Raw genomic sequence first — 16814 nt, forward strand, 5'->3', positions numbered from 1 at the left:
GCGTACTTCATAATAGGTGATTATTTTGTACGCAGCATTTTTGAATAATGAATTAGTTACTGCCAGAGAAGAAGCAGTAAAAGAAAGTACTAACCCAAAGCAGTTTGCGAGGCGACATTATTTCTGTCCGCATTGTAAAAGAGAGGTTCAGTTAATTGTAAAAAAGAAGACAGCTTACTTTAAGCACTTGCCGCAGGTTATCAATATGGCAGGAGAAAAAGATGAGCATGCGCAAAGCAAGGAACTACTTAAAGATGCCTTGCAAGCGGCTAAATTTGACGCGCAGACGGAAGTTTCACTTGCAAATGGTAGATTACGAGCAGATGTGCTAGCAAGTCCTAAGTTGGCTTTTGAGGTGCAATGCGCGCCGCTCAATAAATCAGAATTTATGCACCGACATCTTTTGTATCAACAAATTGGCATTAAGGACATTTGGATTGTAGGAAAAAGGCACTTTCTTCAACATTATCTCAAAAAAACACAACTCATTTTCTTTCGTGAAAACGAGTTGTGGAATAATTATTATTTAGAAGTTAATCCGTATCAAAGGAGTTTACGTTTGAAATATAACGTCAAACTTGAACCACTAACGGATATGTTACATTTTCAAACTGCTAGTTTTAGTTTGGATTCTATTGGATTAGAAAAGTTATGGTATTTTAAGCCACGTTTGAAAAAATATCAGATTGATTCTAGCGTTCAGAAGAACTATCTTAAAATCCAATTAGCACATAAAAGTATTAAGGGATTGCAGATAGGTGCAAAGTTGTACCAAAAACAGATGACGGTTGATGAACTACCACAATGGGTGTTTAGCCAAGTTCGTTCTGTCAATTCAGCTGATAACGCTACAACATACTTTACATTAAGCGAAGGTGCCTTCTAGGAAGATAACCATTTTCCACCTGTTTTTCTTCTTCTTCTTGAGGTTCACTACAGTAACTATTTTTTAATAAAGCAAGCAATTTATCGTGGGCAATTGTTCCTTCAACTAAAAGTCCATTATCGTCTCCACTTTCATTAAAAAAGATTGTTGTAGGAATGGTTTGAATATTAAATTTCCGTGCGAGCTCTTTGTCTTGCTCAATCGAGTCATCAATATATTTATTGATTTTAGAATCACAGATTCGTTTGTAGTTTAAACCTAAATCAACTGCAACTTTTTTAGGCAAATCTTGTGAATAAACATTAAAGTTCTTACTCACAGCCTTTTGTACGCTAACTAAGTAGCAACGTGCTTTTTTATTGCCATATTCAAGTTTAATTGCATGATAATTACGCAATGCCTGGTAAGCCGCCATTGTGTATTCAGGAATATCGTCTATTGTTTGACCGAAAGTTTTTCTTCGAATAATGTCGTCTCTGATTACTTTTGAGTTGGTAATAGGAACAAAATGGAAAGAAGAACTAATATCAAGTTCTTCGACCGTTTTCTTAACAGCTACTTCTGTATCATAGCAGTATACGCCAATTGGATTGACAAAAAGAAATATCTCAAACATGATCAGGCTCCTCCATAACTTGATTAATCAATATAACTTTACCAAATATCTATCCTTTAAAAATGAAAAAATCCATACAGTTACATTTTACCACGATGACTGAAAGCGCGTGCAATTTTTGCTCGGTTTGTGTTAGCAGAATTTTGCACTAACCCATATTGTTGCTTAAGCAAATTCAGTGTTACTTCAATTAAAGTAGGATCATCATTTTCTACTTCTAGTTCAAAGTCCTCAAAACCATCAGGATACATTGTGTCGTCAAATGTAAGTTCACAATTTTGTGGTCCTTGAGCAAGAATTCGATGTGTTTTACTGAATGTTTGCAAGCATAAAGTTGCTTTGGAACCAAAGTGTTCTTTAAGATAATCACCAACTGAACCAGTAAAGATGATTTTGCCTTTTTCTTCAGCATCTTTTAGAAGATCTTGTGCCTTCTCTAGATTCAAGTCATCATTGATTTCGATCGCTTCATGATAACGATGCTGTACAGGTTTTTTACCCGGTACTTTCAACGTTTGCTCGGCATGATCTTCAAACAAGCGTATCCGGCAGCTGATATGTGCTTGCTTTAATAAGCCATTATCAGTGTCAAAGTAATAGTTTTCTTGTTTAAAATCATTTTTAACAGGAAAACTTGTACATAACTTCGAATACGTTGTTTTGGGCAAAATTATCTTAGCTTCAATTTCATTATTCTCTGACATTAATCTACCCCAATGTATATCAACAATTTAGCTGTAGTAGGTAACCTTACCTTAAAAGCTATCATAGGAAAATCACAACTAGTAATCTTGCCTATCTATATTATAGTCAACTTTTTACAACTTGATCACATTTATTATAATGCGGCAACGTTTTTCATTCTGAACTACTTTTGCCATAAGAGTCAAAAAATAAGCTTAGCAAAAGTTGGATTTTTAAGAATGGAGCTATCCAAACTATTGCTATAAAGCAAATGTGAATTACAGTAAAAAAATCAAAGTGAGCAACTTTTTTGACTTTATTTAATAAATTTATCATAATTTTAAAGGATTGTTAAAGAATAGCTTTTTTAAAAAATTAATTTACTGAGAAAGCTAATTAATCGCACTTTTTATACTTTTGTTATTAAAAAAAGCAAGCAAGATAATAGCTTCTGCCACCAATATGAAATTGCTATCATTTGTTTTATGTTAGAATGAAGAAGCAACTAAGAAAGGAAATATTTCAATGAATTTTGACTGGGATACTTTTTTATGGCCTTATACTGAAGCCGTTCGAGAATTAAAAGTAAAATTTCGTTCGCTGCGCCAGAGCTTTTTGACTAAAGGTGAGCACTCACCAATCGAATTTGTTGTTGGACGCGTGAAAACGGTAGATTCGATTAAAGAAAAAATGAAAAGGCGCGTTATTAGTCCTGATGTAATTGAAACCGATATGCAGGATATTGCGGGCATTAGAATTGTTTGTCAGTTCGTTGACGATATTTACAAAGTGGTAGATTTGATTCACGAGCGTGATGACATGGAAGTCTTAGAAGAGCGCGACTATGTCCAAAATGCCAAGCCATCAGGTTATCGTTCTTATCACATGGTGATTTCGTATACAGTTTATCTTCCTGAAGGATCGAAAAAATTGCTGGCTGAAATTCAAATCAGAACTCTAGCAATGAACTTTTGGGCTACCGTAGAACATACGTTAAACTATAAGTATCAAGGTTCGTATCCTGAAGACATTTCGCAAAGATTAAAATCTACGGCTGAAACTGCCTATAAACTTGATGAAGAAATGTCGCTAATCAAGGATGAAGTACAAGAAGCACAGAAAGTTTTTACCAAAAACAAAGGTAAGGAAAAATAATGAGAATAGCGATTGCTCATAATACCAATGAAGAAACTTTAAAAGTAGTAGCTCATTTAAAAAAGATTCTTGCCACAAAAGAGGGCGTGGTTTTTGACGCAAAATATCCTGATGTAGTGATTACTGTGGGTGGGGATGGCACATTAATAAACGCTTTTCACCGATATGAAAAACAAATCAGTTCGATTCGCTTTATTGGAATTCACACAGGACACTTAGGTTTTTATACTGATTGGCAGGGGCAAGATGTTGATAAAATGGTTGATGCACTCTTTTTGCGTGAACCTGAATCGGCCAAGTATCCTTTACTAGAAGTAGAACTGACAACAGAGTCTAATGAACGCAAACATTATTTAGCTTTGAATGAGTCTGCTGTTAAACGAGTTTCCCATACACTTGAGGCCAATGTTTATATTGATGGCAAGCTATTTGAAAATTTTCGTGGTGATGGTCTCTGTGTTTCAACGCCAACGGGCTCGACTGCTTATAATAAGTCAATTGGTGGGGCAGTAATTCATCCGAAACTAAAGGCGCTGCAGATGACTGAAATTGCATCGATTAATAATCGTGTCTTTAGAACTCTTTCATCTCCAATTGTCATTGCACCTGACCAGTGGATTACGATTGTCCCTAATTCAGATCATTTTGTAATGACGGTTGACGGTAATAGGATTAACATTCATAATGCCAAAAAGATAGACTTTCGAATTTCAAACAAGGAAATTCGGTTTGACCGGTTTGGACATACTCATTTTTGGTCTCGAGTTCAGAGTGCCTTCATTGGGGATAAACATGACACTATTTAAAGTTAAAGTAGAAAATAAAGCTCCCGTAGAATTAGGGGCTTTTTTAATGAAAAACGGGTTTTCAAAAAAGGCTGTTAATGACGCAAAAAACAATGACGGAATGATTTTAGTAAACCATAAACGGCGTTTTACCAATTATCAGTTGCATTTTGGTGACGAAGTGATTTTTGTTCCGGGAAACGAAAGGGAGAATCCATGGCTAAAACCGTCGTACAAGCCTTTAGTGATTGCTAAAGAAACGGAAAACTATTTAGTCATAAATAAACCAGCAGATCTCTTGTCAATTCCTTCAAGATACGATGACAATGCGGTTGTAAATCGTGTTTTGGGTTATTTTGAACAACAAAAATTGCAAGGTGTTAAGCCGCACGTTGTAACCAGGCTTGATCGCGAAACCTCAGGCTTAGTATTGGTTGGTAAAAATGCAATAGCTCATTCGCGTTTTAGTAAACTGGATAAAGATCAGTTTGTTAAAAAGTATCATGCGATTGTCCATGGTAATTTTGCGGAAAATGAATTAAAGGGTGTGATTGATAAACCAATTGGAAAAAAGGGAGACGCGGTCAAGCGAAGTATCACTCCAGACGGCAAACGAGCAATTACAGCTTATCAGGTTCTTAAACAAGAGCCCGGAATTAGTCTAGTTGAACTAAGGCTTTATACTGGACGGACTCATCAAATCAGACTTCATATGCAATCAATTAACCATCCTTTATTTGGAGATCCGCTGTATGGCATAAATGACGAATTTAAGCGCCAAGCATTGAACTGCTTTTACTTAGCCTTTCCAGATCCATTTGCACACAACCAGCTGGTAGAAATTGAAATTGCGGATCCGGAAGATATGCAATCTTTATGGCAAAATAGCACAAAAAAAGAACTGTAAAACAGTTCTTTTTGTTTGGTTTAAATTTTATTCGCTAAAGAGAACACGAGTACCTTCAGGTACGTATATGTCTTTTTGAATTGGAGTGAGACAACCATCTTCAGCACTGCGCTTATATAAGGTAGCATTGTCAGTGTTTTGGTTGGTTGCTACAACAAATTGCTCGCTTGGATCCCAGTTAAAATCACGAGGGAATTCACCAAAAGTAGAGACGCGTTGTTTAAGCTCTAACGTGTGATCCTCTTTAACTGCAAAAACGGTAATAGAGTCGTGACCGCGGTTAGAGACGTAAATGAATTTACCATCATGACTAATTTTAATAGCAGCAGCACCGTTGTGATCAGTGTAATCGTCAGGAATAGTTGAATATGTGGCAATGTTGTTAAAAGTCCAATCTTTTTCATTAAATTGAACCACATTGACCTTACTTGAAAGCTCACCAACGACATAGAAGTAATTTCCATCAGGACTAAAGACGATATGACGTGTACCAAAGCCGGCTTCATTTTGATACTTAGCTAGGTGCTCAAGCTTGTTGTTTTGAAGGCGATAAAAATCAACGCAGTCGTTACCCAAATCGCAACTTACCAGGTTCTGTTCTGGTGTTTCATCAAAAAAGTGTGGGTGAGGCCCGTCAACTTGTTCTGGACGAGGTCCAAGTGTGTCTGCTGTATGTGTGACAGAGTCGATTAGAGTTAGTTGACCATCAGTTGTGTAAGAAAAGACAGCTAAAACGCCAGTGTGATAGTTTGCTGTATAAAGTAGGTGCTTTACTGAATCAATTCCAATGTAAGCTGGTGAAGAACCAGCAGTTAAATAAGAATCTTTTTCTTGATATGCACCATCAACTAGCTGGAAAGAACTAATTCCGCCTTTATCACCAGCATTGTTAATTGTGAAAATCAAACCCTGGTCTTGAACAAAGTAAGTAGGACCGCCGATTTTGATTACTTCCTTTGCTGTTCCCAGTTCAACTTTTAAGCCGTTATCAGAATTATAAAGTGGTAATTCGTAAATTCCTGTAGCCTTTTTTTTGGTGTAACCACCAATTAATAATTTCATTTTTCAGCCTCCATTTAATTTCAGTGATATGAACTAATGAGATAAGTATAACATGACATTTATTTGTAAAAAATTTGCATGATTACATTAGTTTAAAAGTGGTAAAGTATGGTATCGGAATATTCCGATTAAATCACATTTTTATTAAGGAGTACAAATGAATGGACGAAAATAAAATTCGTGAGCTATATGCCCAGAATGATATTTCTGAAGTTTTTACTAATTTGCAATCTTCTACGGACGGTTTGAGTTCCAAAGAAGCTGCTAGTCGATTAGAGAAGTATGGTCCGAATCAAATTCAGAAAGCTAAAGAAGAATCTGAATGGAAGGCCTTTTTTAAAAACTTTATTAGTATGATGGCCATTTTGCTTTGGATTTCAGGCGCGGTTGCCATGTTTAGTGGCACACTGGAATTGGGAATTGCTATTTGGCTAGTTAATATCATCAACGGGTTATTTAGTTTTTGGCAAGAGCGAGCAGCTAAAAAAGCAACAGATGCTTTAAATAATATGCTGCCAACATATGTCGAAGCCATTCGTGATGGCAAAAAGGTCCAAATTGATGCTAAGGAATTAGTTCCTGGGGATGTTTTTGTTTTGCAAGCTGGAAATTCAATTCCAGCTGATGCACGGTTGATTTCTGCAAGTTCAATGCAGGTCGACCAAAGTGCTTTAAACGGTGAGTCTGTTCCTGAATCAAAGACAACCGACTATTCACCTGGAGAGGGCAGTTACGCTGAAACTAACTTAGTATATTCTGGTACTACAGTTGGAGCAGGAACTGCACGTGCGATTGCATTTGCAACGGGAATGAATACCGAGTTTGGTAAAATTGCCAAGCTTACCCAAAAGCAGAACAAGGTCGATAGTCCACTTACACAAGAATTAAACCGACTTACTAAACAGTTATCAATTATTGCGGTTTCAATCGGAATTGTGTTCATGATTGCAGCAATCGCTTTTGTTAAATACCCATTTGCAAAAGCATTCATTTTTGCTTTAGGAATGATTGTTGCATTCATCCCAGAAGGTCTTTTACCAACTGTTACTCTTAGTCTGGCCCAAGGGGTCAAAAGAATGGCCAAAAAACATGCTTTGGTTAAGGAACTTAATTCTGTAGAAACTTTGGGTGAAACAACCGTCATTTGTTCAGACAAGACGGGAACTTTAACTCAAAATCAAATGACCATTCATTACATTTGGACACTAAAAAATGAGTTTCAAGTTACCGGTAATGGTTATGAAAACAATGGCCAAGTTGAATTAAATAAAAAACAGCTTTGGTATGAAGAAAATCCTGATTTACATAAATTGGTTCAAATTGCTTCGCTTGATAACGATACGGCTGTTCAGCCAAGTAAAACTAAGGGCGGCAAACCCAAGATTTTGGGAACACCAACTGAAGCGTCATTAATAATAATGGCGGAAAAGGCAGGCTTTGATCGCCAAAAGGTTTTGGTTAAATACCCACGTTTACGTGAATTGCCGTTTGATTCAGACAGAAAGAGAATGTCAACTATCCACCGCTGGAACGATACACAAGACATTATCTTCACTAAAGGTTCATTTAGTGACGTAATTAAACAATGTGATCAGATTCAAGTTGATGGGGAGGTTCGGCCGCTGACTGAAGACGACCGCAATGTTGCTGATAAGCGTAATGCAGAATATGCTGCTAAAGGCTTACGTAGTATGGCAATGGCCTACAGAATCATTGATTCTAAGGACACTGATATTAATAAGTTAACCATTGAAACTGCCGAAGAACATTTGGTATTTGTTGGGTTAACCACGATGAGTGATCCACCACGTCCTGAAATTTACAATGCCGTTAAACGTTGTCATGAAGCAGGAATCAAAATTATCATGGTAACCGGAGACTCCAAGTTGACTGCCAAAACTGTGGCTGTTCAAATTGGTTTAACTTCAGATAAAGCGAGAGTTATTTCCGGTGATGAATTAAACAAGATGAGCGATGATGAACTCCGTGAGGCACTTAAGGGCGAAGTGATTTTTGCTCGAGTTGCACCTGAGCAAAAATATAAAGTTGTTAAGACTTTACAAGAAAATGGTGAAATTGTTGCCTCGACTGGTGATGGTGTTAACGATGCCCCTGCTTTGAAACAGGCTGATATCGGAATTGCGATGGGGATGACAGGTACAGATGTTGCTAAGGATGCTGCCAATATTATCTTAACTGATGATAACTTTGCTTCAATTGTTGCTGCAATTGAGGAAGGTCGTGCAGTTTATAGTAATATCCGTAAGTTCTTGACATATATCTTGACCTCAAATGTTCCGGAAGCTTTTCCATCGATTCTCTTCCTACTTTCTGGTGGTTTGATTCCACTTCCAATGACAGTTATGCAAATTTTAACGGTCGATTTGGGAACTGATATGCTTCCTGCATTGGGACTCGGTGGTGAGCCGGTTGATCCAGATGTGATGAAGCAACCACCACGTAAACGAAGCGAACATCTACTCAACCGAAGTGTAATTATCAAAGCATTTTTGTGGTACGGCTTGATTTCAAGTATTATTTCCATTTGTGCTTACTTCTTTGTTAATATGCAAAATGGTTGGCCAAAAGTGGCACTTGCTTCAAGTGGTTCAGTTTACATGCGTGCTACGACAATGGTACTTGGAGCAATTATCTTCTCTCAAATTGCTAATGTGCTAAACTGTCGTACAAATAAGGTTTCAATTTTCAAAAAGGGTTTATTCAGTAATCGTAATATCTGGTATGGAATTATTTTTGAAATTTTATTGTTCCTTGTTTTAACTGTAACTCCAGGTTTACAACAATTATTTAACACTACAAGATTAATGCCGATTGATTGGCTCTTCTTATTCTGCTTACCAATCCCATTAGTAATCATAGATGAAATCAAAAAATGGCTGTTATATCGTGAAAAATAGTCATTAGACAAATAAAACCGCTTATATATTAGTTAAGCGGTTTTTGTTATGCTAAAATTATTGTCTAAGGAGCTTAATAAAATGAAATGGAACTCAACGATTACTCAAATTGGTCAACAAGCTATTGAAGCGGATGGCAAAATGGTGATTTTATTTAGTGACAATGTGACAGCTGATCTAAATGATGTTTCAGTGATTCAAAAATTTGATGATAAAACACCAGTTAGTCAGTTTGTGTTCAAAAAGGGCGACACAATTACGATTGATGGTCAAACCTACGTGGCTGATTATGTCGGAGCAATGGTCGAAAGTAATATGAAAGCTTTAGGTCATATTACAATCTTTTTTGATCAAAATAAGCCTAAAAATCCCATGGCAAATGCTGTCTACTTGACGTTTGCTGATAAGCAAACATTCCCAGAGTTTAATGTAGGTGATGAAATTATCTACGAGCATGTTTAAATAGGGGGATTTAATGAACTCACAAGAAAAGCCTAGAAAACAGAGCATTTTTCAAAAGTGGTTTTTGAATAATCGCTTTAGTGTTGTCTTACTCAATATTTTATTGTTTTTCCTGATTATTTGGGTCTTTAATAAAATATCTTTTGTGATGAATCCGGCAAAGCTATTTGTAAGTGCAATCTTGCCGCCTTTGTTACTAGCCTTAATTCAATATTACATTATGAACCCCTTGGTTGATATTCTTGAGCGTAAGTTCAAAGTACCACGGGTTGCAACGATTATTGGTTTGTTTTTACTGGTAGCGGTATTACTTGTTTGGATTGTTAATACTTTATTGCCAATTGTACAAACGCAAGTCGATTCTTTAATAAGACACTGGCCTCATATTTGGAATGATGCAACAATTGCTGTTCAAAATATGTTAAGTGATCCACAATTTCATAGTGTGAAAAATAATATTAATGATGCAATTGCACGTGCGCAGGACATGATATTTAAATCTGGCCAGCATGCGATTGATGCTGCACTAGATAATATTTCGTCAGCAATTAGTATTGTTACGATGATATTTATGACGTTATTAACGGCGCCATTCATCTTATTCTTCATGTTAAAAGATGGACATAATCTACGTCCTTATTTGACCCAATTTGCTCCTAAACGTTGGCAAAACAGTTTTGGTGAGTTGCTATATGATATTAATACAGCTCTCTCTTCATATATCAGAGGTCAATTAACAGTTGCCTTTTGGGTAGGGATTATGTTTGCAATCGGCTATAGCATCATCGGTCTGCCATATGGGATTGCGCTCGCTGTTTTAAGTGCCTTTTTAAACCTGATTCCGTATTTTGGTACTTTTATTGCATTCATTCCAGCAATCGTAATTGGTATCATGATTTCTCTACCGATGGTCATTAAAGTTTTAATTGTTTTTGCTGTTGAGCAAACAATTGAATCACGTCTGATTAGTCCATTGGTTATGGGAAACAAAATGGAAATGCATCCAGTTACAACTATTCTTCTCTTGATTGGTTCAAGTGCGGTTTGGGGCCTATGGGGTGTGATTTTTGGTATTCCAATTTACGCAATTTTAAAAATCATCATCATGCGTGTGTATAATTACTATCGTAAGGTTTCAAAAGTTTTTGATGAAGACGAAAAAACTTCTTTAGTTCCAAAGAAGACAGTTGATAACGAAGAAGTGACAAAGAATTAGAGTAAAGTGTGGTCACTGGGCCACACTTTTTATGTTAAGGAGAAAAAAGTGACTAATCACGTTGTTTTATATGAACCATTAATGCCTGCTAACACAGGTAATATTGCACGTACTTGTGCTGGTACTAATACTGTATTGGACTTAATTGAACCACTTGGTTTTCGCATTGATAATAAAACCATGAAACGTGCCGGGCTTGATTATTGGGATAAGGTTGACGTGCGACTGCACGATGACCTTACGGCTTTTTTAAACAGTCTTGGTCCAGACGATGAAATGTACTTGATTTCCAAATTTTCATCAAAAAACTATGCGGAAGTAAGTTATACAGATCCAAAAAAGAATTATTATTTTGTTTTTGGTAAGGAAACAACTGGTTTACCAGAAACGTTTATGCGAGAATATTATGAACGCAATTTACGGATCCCAATGTCTGATAATATCAGATGCTATAACCTAGCTAATTCGGTTGCGATTGTCCTGTTGGAAGCAATTCGTCAACAAGGTTTTCCAGGATTGGAAAAAGAGCATCACTACGAAAATGATAAGCTTAAGGACAGTTATAATCGTCCAGAAAGATATGAACGTAATTTAAAAGGAGAACAATAATGGAATTTAATAAAGAAACACCAGTCATAGTAAAGAATTTTCACTACGACATTAATGAAGAACTTGAAACTAAGGACAATGTGAACTTTGGTTTGAAAAAAGTTGAAAAACAAAATGAAGATGGTACCACTGATCCTGGTGAAGATGGTAACTACTTCGACATTACCGTTGTCTTTGAAGTGGCTCCCGCTCCCGGTGAATTCACTGTTAGCGGTATGATTAGCCAAGTTGTTAAAATTAAAGATTATTTTGGTGATGGTAGTGACCTTTCAAAAACAGATTATAAAATCTTAAGTCGCCCATTGGTTGAATATATTGAAACTTTGACTTATGAAGTTACGCAAATTGCGCTGGATGAGCCAGTTAATTTGAACTTCCAAGCCAACTTTTAAAGCCTAATTAGGTGATTTTATGCCTAAGAAAAAGAAGAGGACAACAAAAGCAAGTAAGAAGGCGCAAAATACAGGAATAACTTGGGCTGTTGTCGGCCTTGTTCAAATAATTATTGTAATTTTAGCTTTTGCCAAATTCGGTATTTTAGGTAAACAAATTGCTAATGTTTTCCGTCTGTTTTTTGGTGATTCCTACCTATTAGTTGCTGGACTATGCGCAATTTTTGGCTTAGTGATGTTGATTTACAACAAGCCGACGCACTTTAAGCTGAAAAGAACATGTGGGCTGCTCTTGGCAATTTTAGGTTTTTTGATTATTCAAAGCAGCGTTTATTTTGAGCGCGAATTAGTCAATAATGCGTTCATGAACGCTTTTTGGCATGAGATGTCGGCAGAATTTGGGCGCGCAGCTATTACTGAATCAATTGGTGGTGGATTAATTGGTGCTATTTGCTATCAACTATTTTATCCGCTACTTGGACATATCGGTCTGCGTGTGTTTGCAATTCTGTTTATTCCTATTGGCATTTTGATGTTCTTTGATGTTAAGTTTGCTGATGTCATCAGGAAGTTTCAGGTAGTCAGCCAGTTGTTTATTGCCAAAAATAAAAAAGCTGGTTCAAAAATCAAAGAAAAATACAGTGAAATTCGTGAGGAGCAGATTCAAAAAAGGGAAGAAAAAAAGGACGATTTTCAAGACCCACTTTCTTCTGAATCACCAGTTTTTCCAAATGTTGATGATTTTACTGTAAAAGATGATATCGAAGATGAAAATAATGCTTCGTCTAATCAGGAAAATGATTTTGCAGAAGAACTTCCAATTGAAGAACAGCCAGCTTATCAGGAGCCGCTTGAAGATGATAGCCAAGTTCAATATTCCAGTCATGATGACCAGCAAGAGCAGTCAGAAACTGAATTACCTAAGTCTCATTCTTTTGCAGACGAAGACCAGAAATTGATGCAGGAGCTTGGATCAGTTGATCATGGTGAATTTGATGGTAAAGAAGTAGTTAACCCCGAATATCAAAAGCCACCATTGACATTACTCGATTCAGTTAAAAATATTGACCAAAGTGCTGACAAAGCTTTGATTAGGAAAAATACCCAGACCCTGCAATCTACTTTTAAGAGCTTTGGCGTCAATGTCAATATTAAGAAAGCAATTCTGGGACCTACGGTTACGCGATATGAAGTTCAACCAGCCGTCGGTGTAAAGGTAAGTAGAATAGTTAACTTAGCTGATGACCTTGCGCTGGCTCTTGCAGCAAAAGATATCAGAATTGAAGCACCGATTCCGGGTAAACCATATATCGGAATTGAAGTCCCCAATCGTGCAACTTCGATTGTTGCTTTTAAAGATGTGATGCAGAATCAGGACAGCAAGGCTAAAGCTGATCCGATGCAAGTTCCGCTCGGTAAGGATGTCAGTGGACAAATTATTTCTGCTAATTTGACAAAGATGCCGCACCTCCTGATTGCTGGATCAACCGGTTCTGGTAAATCTGTTGCAGTGAACACGATATTAACAAGTATTTTAATGAAAGCCACTCCAGATCAAGTAAAATTGATTTTAATTGATCCAAAGATGGTTGAGCTTTCAGTCTATAATGGTGTACCCCACCTGTTAATTCCGGTGGTCACGGATCCAAAATTAGCTGCAAACGCCTTAAGTAAAGCAGTTAAAGAAATGGAGCGTCGGTATAAGCTATTTGCTGCAAGCGGTGCACGTAATATGGCCGAATTTAATGAAAAGGTAGAAATCAATAATCAGGATAAAAGCAAGCCTGTGATGCAACCTTTACCATACATCTTAGTTGTAGTTGATGAATTAAGTGACCTAATGATGGTTGGTGGACGCGACGTAGAAGGTGCAATTGTTCGTTTAGGACAAATGGCTCGTGCTGCCGGTATCCACATGATTTTAGCAACGCAACGACCAAGTGTTGACGTCATTACGGGACTAATCAAGGCTAACGTGCCTTCCAGAATCTCATTTGCGGTTTCAAGTGGAATTGACTCTCGGACTATTCTTGATCAAAACGGTGCAGAAAAGTTGTTGGGGCGTGGAGACATGCTGTACATGCCAGTGGGTGCTTCAAAGCCTGAGCGAATTCAAGGTGCCTATATTTCTTCTCATGAAGTTGAAAAAGTCATTTCATGGGTAAGTCAACAGCAAAAGCCAAAATATGATGAGGGTATGATTCCGAAAAAAACTGAAGAAACAGCTGATAACGCTGACGCTGAACCAGAGGATGAATTATATGATCAAGCTGTTGATCTAGTAAGAAGACAACAATCAGCCAGTGTGTCAATGTTGCAACGGAGGTTTAGAATTGGCTACAATCGTGCAGCGCGCATCGTTGATGAAATGGAAGCTAAGGGTGTAGTTGGCCCTTCCGAAGGATCAAAGCCGCGTCAAGTATTAATACAACCTCAAAAAACTGAAAATAAGAGCTAATTTTTAAGAAAGTTTAGCATGTTGGTTTTTTGCCAAGTTTTGAGAAAAAATAATGTTAAAATTAATTCGAATGTGAACTTTAGTCGAAATTGTAGCATCTGAAAAGTAATTATTATATAATTGCAATGCTGTTTTTGGTGTTTTGTTCACTAAAACAAAAAAGGAAATGTTTTGATGCAGCGAGCGATAGTTTTTGGTGCAACTGGTGGTATTGGTCAATCGATTTGTACCGATTTAGCTGAAGCCGGTTGGTCTTTATATATTCATTGTAGCAGTAATTGGACAGCTGCTTGTGAAATGAGTGAAAGCTTCATGAAGCAATACCCATCGCAGGACTTTCTACCGCTCAAGTTCAGTTTCTTGGCAGAAAATAGTGAACTTGAAAAAATGGTGCAGAGTTTATTGCCAATTAATGCAATTATTTTTGCTCAGGGCATTACAGATTATCATCTTCTAAGTGATCAACATTTGGATAAAGTTGATGAGATAATGCAGGTCAACTTGGTTACACCAATTAAGTTGACTAGCCTACTTGAGCCACTCTTGCTAAAAAATGATTTTAGTCGAATTATTTTTATCGGTTCGGTTTATGGAGCTCAGGGCAGCGCAATGGAAACAGTTTATAGTGCAACCAAGGCTGGACTTAGCCGCTTTAGCCAGGCATACGCTAGAGAAGTTGCATCGGCTAACTTAACGGTAAATGTTATAGCACCCGGTGCGGTTGACACAGCAATGAATAAAATGATTTCTGTTGAAGAAATGGCAGAAGTAGTAGGAGAAATTCCGGCTGGACGATTAGCTAGTGGCGCTGACATTTCATTCTGGGTCAAAGCCTTACTTGATCCCAATTCAACTTATTTAACTGGACAAACGCTTTATGTTAGTGGTGGCTGGTTAACGTAGTTTATATAATGGTAAAAGAAATTAGTAGTATATATGTTATACTCAGTGTGTAAAGTTAAAAATTAAAAGGGGTAACTATGGCAGATATTGGAGACAAATTACGCAGTGCCAGAGAGGCAAAGGGACTTTCAATTGAAGATATTGAAAAAGCAACCAAAATTCAAGGCAGGTATCTGACGGCAATTGAGCAAGATGACTTTGATAAGCTTCCTGGTGACTTTTATGTACGTGCTTTTATCAGACAATATGCGCAAGTAGTCGGATTAGACGGCAAGCAGCTTCTTAGTGAATACCACAATGACATTCCCCAAGCTGAGCCTGACGAATACGTTGAGGATTCAATCGATAACAAAAGCGAAGAAGTCAGCAAAACAACTAGCAATAAAAAGAAGATTTGGAAAGAGTATCTTCCAAGAATTATTGTTGGTGTAGGAATTATTTTGGCTGTGCTTGTTTGTTACATGGTTTATGCTCATTTTTCAGCTAGCGACAATCAACCTGACAATTCTGCTAACGATGTTTCTGTTTCATCAGATAACAATACGACAAAGCCTAAGAAGCGGAAGCAAGTTAAGAAAGCTAAAGTAAAAATTAAGCAGTTGAGTAATAATCAATATCAAGTAACGGGCTTAAAGGAAAACCGCAATTTAGTTGTACGTGCTGGTAATCAACAAACCAATGTTTCCGTTGTAATTGACGGCGTTAGCCAAGCCAATCAAGTACTAACTTCAAATCAGAAACGTACTTTAGCTATTCCTGAATCTGCTAAAACTATGGTAGTGACGTTTACTAATCCTTATGGTGCAACAATTAGGATTGGCGGTAAGAGAATGCACTTTGATCCACGGATTACTGGTAGCACTTTGACTTTCTATATTGGTAAGCATAAGCAAGAGCAATCTCAGACAACTGAGAATAATTCAACTCAAACTAATAATAATCAAACGACTACTCATTCAAATACCACTACTAATACAAATCAACATAATCAAGGCCAAAATCAGTCAAATGGTACCACTAACAATCAGCAGAATGGTCAAACTGATAATGGTCAATCAGGTCATGAAACAAATCAGCAAACTAACAATGGACAAGGAACTGAAGCTAACCATTCTAACCAGTCCACAAATAACAGCAATGGTGGCCGGTAAAAGACTGCCAAGTAGTAGAAGGAAGTAATTTAGAATGAATTTACCTAATAAATTAACGGTTTTTAGAATTTTCTTAATACCGGTATTTGTATTAATTATTATTTTTGGTGGGGATGCCAGTGTTAAGGTTGCTGGATCAACTGTTTATTGGAAGTTAGTAGTTGCTGCAATTGTTTTTGCAGTTGCCTCGGCAACAGATTGGTTTGACGGACATATTGCCCGTTCACGAAACCTAGTTACTAACTTTGGTAAGTTTGCTGATCCTTTAGCTGACAAAATGTTGACAATGACAGCTTTTATTATGTTGATTTCTTTAAATTTAGCTCCAGCATGGATAGTTGCAGTTATTGTTTGCCGGGAGTTAGCAGTAACTGGCTTACGTTTGCTACTTGTTGAAAACAAGGGTCAAGTAATGGCAGCTGCTATGCCAGGCAAAATTAAGACTACATGCCAAATGTTATCAATTATCTTCTTATTAGTTGGTGATTTTTACCATATTGGAACAATTTTGCTATACCTAGCTTTAATTTTTACAATATACTCTGGCTGGGATTACTTCCGCAGTTCATGGGGTGTGTTCAAAGGATCTATGTAAAAATAACTTGAATAA

16 protein-coding genes are annotated in these 16814 nt (G+C 37.0%); 13 read left to right on the top strand and 3 right to left on the bottom strand.

Features of this window, described 5'->3' with window-relative positions; genetic code table 11:
* Positions 1-16: 16 nt before the first annotated feature.
* On the top strand, positions 17-886 hold the full coding sequence (locus F5ESL0263_RS02675) for a competence protein CoiA (protein WP_370448831.1): 870 nt from the start codon (positions 17-19) through the stop codon (positions 884-886).
* Here F5ESL0263_RS02675 and F5ESL0263_RS02680 read toward each other — a convergent pair.
* Complete coding sequence (locus F5ESL0263_RS02680) at positions 861-1502, bottom strand: DsbA family protein (RefSeq protein ID WP_122034658.1); 642 nt, start codon at positions 1500-1502, stop codon at positions 861-863. The two genes, F5ESL0263_RS02675 and F5ESL0263_RS02680, sit on opposite strands and share 26 nt — an antisense overlap.
* Before the next feature lie 80 nt (positions 1503-1582).
* Positions 1583-2206, bottom strand: a complete 624-nt coding sequence (locus tag F5ESL0263_RS02685) for a CYTH domain-containing protein (RefSeq protein ID WP_122034660.1) — start codon at positions 2204-2206, stop codon at positions 1583-1585.
* 505 nt (positions 2207-2711) lie between these two features.
* Here F5ESL0263_RS02685 and F5ESL0263_RS02690 point away from each other — a divergent pair.
* The 3 genes from F5ESL0263_RS02690 to F5ESL0263_RS02700 are packed head-to-tail and all read left to right on the top strand — an operon-like array spanning position 2712 to position 5033.
* The gene (locus tag F5ESL0263_RS02690; protein WP_074425598.1) at positions 2712-3341 is read left to right on the top strand and encodes a GTP pyrophosphokinase family protein; all 630 of its coding nucleotides are present in this window, start codon (positions 2712-2714) and stop codon (positions 3339-3341) included.
* Positions 3341-4147 carry an NAD kinase gene (locus F5ESL0263_RS02695; RefSeq protein ID WP_074425597.1) on the top strand — a complete coding sequence of 269 codons (807 nt, stop codon included), beginning with the start codon at positions 3341-3343 and terminating at the stop codon, positions 4145-4147. Before F5ESL0263_RS02690 ends, F5ESL0263_RS02695 begins: the two co-directional genes overlap by 1 nt.
* Entirely contained in the window at positions 4134-5033 is a 900-nt protein-coding gene (locus tag F5ESL0263_RS02700) for an RluA family pseudouridine synthase (RefSeq protein ID WP_122034661.1), read from the top strand. Before F5ESL0263_RS02695 ends, F5ESL0263_RS02700 begins: the two co-directional genes overlap by 14 nt.
* A 27-nt stretch (positions 5034-5060) precedes the next feature.
* On the opposite strand, the gene F5ESL0263_RS02705 is transcribed toward F5ESL0263_RS02700, so the two are convergent.
* A complete protein-coding gene (locus F5ESL0263_RS02705) occupies positions 5061-6095 on the bottom strand; it encodes a lactonase family protein (protein ID WP_122034664.1) in 1035 nt (344 codons plus the stop codon).
* Positions 6096-6256: 161 nt separating this feature from the next.
* Here F5ESL0263_RS02705 and F5ESL0263_RS02710 point away from each other — a divergent pair, with 161 nt between their 5' ends.
* The 9 genes from F5ESL0263_RS02710 to pgsA all read left to right on the top strand — a co-directional run bounded on the left by F5ESL0263_RS02710 (position 6257) and on the right by pgsA (position 16799).
* The gene (locus F5ESL0263_RS02710) at positions 6257-9013 is read left to right on the top strand and encodes a cation-transporting P-type ATPase (protein ID WP_122034666.1); all 2757 of its coding nucleotides are present in this window, start codon (positions 6257-6259) and stop codon (positions 9011-9013) included.
* An 81-nt stretch (positions 9014-9094) separates the two neighbouring features.
* Positions 9095-9475: a PTS glucitol/sorbitol transporter subunit IIA gene (locus F5ESL0263_RS02715; RefSeq protein WP_122034668.1), complete on the top strand. Its 381-nt coding sequence runs from the start codon at positions 9095-9097 to the stop codon at positions 9473-9475.
* Positions 9476-9488: 13 nt separating this feature from the next.
* Positions 9489-10691: an AI-2E family transporter gene (locus F5ESL0263_RS02720; protein ID WP_122034670.1), complete on the top strand. Its 1203-nt coding sequence runs from the start codon at positions 9489-9491 to the stop codon at positions 10689-10691.
* Positions 10692-10739: 48 nt separating this feature from the next.
* On the top strand, positions 10740-11300 hold the full coding sequence (locus F5ESL0263_RS02725) for a tRNA (cytidine(34)-2'-O)-methyltransferase (RefSeq protein WP_046306450.1): 561 nt from the start codon (positions 10740-10742) through the stop codon (positions 11298-11300).
* Positions 11300-11692, top strand: a complete 393-nt coding sequence (locus tag F5ESL0263_RS02730) for a DUF1149 family protein (RefSeq protein WP_046306452.1) — start codon at positions 11300-11302, stop codon at positions 11690-11692. The genes F5ESL0263_RS02725 and F5ESL0263_RS02730 overlap by 1 nt, the downstream gene beginning before the upstream one ends.
* A gap of 19 nt (positions 11693-11711) precedes the next feature.
* Positions 11712-14150 (top strand): DNA translocase FtsK, encoded by a 2439-nt coding sequence (locus tag F5ESL0263_RS02735; protein WP_122034673.1) that lies wholly within the window; start codon positions 11712-11714, stop codon positions 14148-14150.
* 174 nt (positions 14151-14324) lie between these two features.
* Positions 14325-15053 (top strand): elongation factor P 5-aminopentanone reductase, encoded by a 729-nt coding sequence (gene ymfI, locus F5ESL0263_RS02740; RefSeq protein ID WP_122034675.1) that lies wholly within the window; start codon positions 14325-14327, stop codon positions 15051-15053.
* Positions 15054-15130: 77 nt separating this feature from the next.
* Positions 15131-16204: a RodZ family helix-turn-helix domain-containing protein gene (locus tag F5ESL0263_RS02745; protein WP_122034677.1), complete on the top strand. Its 1074-nt coding sequence runs from the start codon at positions 15131-15133 to the stop codon at positions 16202-16204.
* A 34-nt stretch (positions 16205-16238) separates the two neighbouring features.
* Entirely contained in the window at positions 16239-16799 is a 561-nt protein-coding gene (gene pgsA, locus F5ESL0263_RS02750; RefSeq protein ID WP_122034679.1) for a CDP-diacylglycerol--glycerol-3-phosphate 3-phosphatidyltransferase, read from the top strand.
* Positions 16800-16814: the final 15 nt, after the last annotated feature.

Source organism: Lactobacillus sp. ESL0263 (assembly GCF_003692845.1).
GTDB lineage: Bacteria > Bacillota > Bacilli > Lactobacillales > Lactobacillaceae > Lactobacillus > Lactobacillus apis.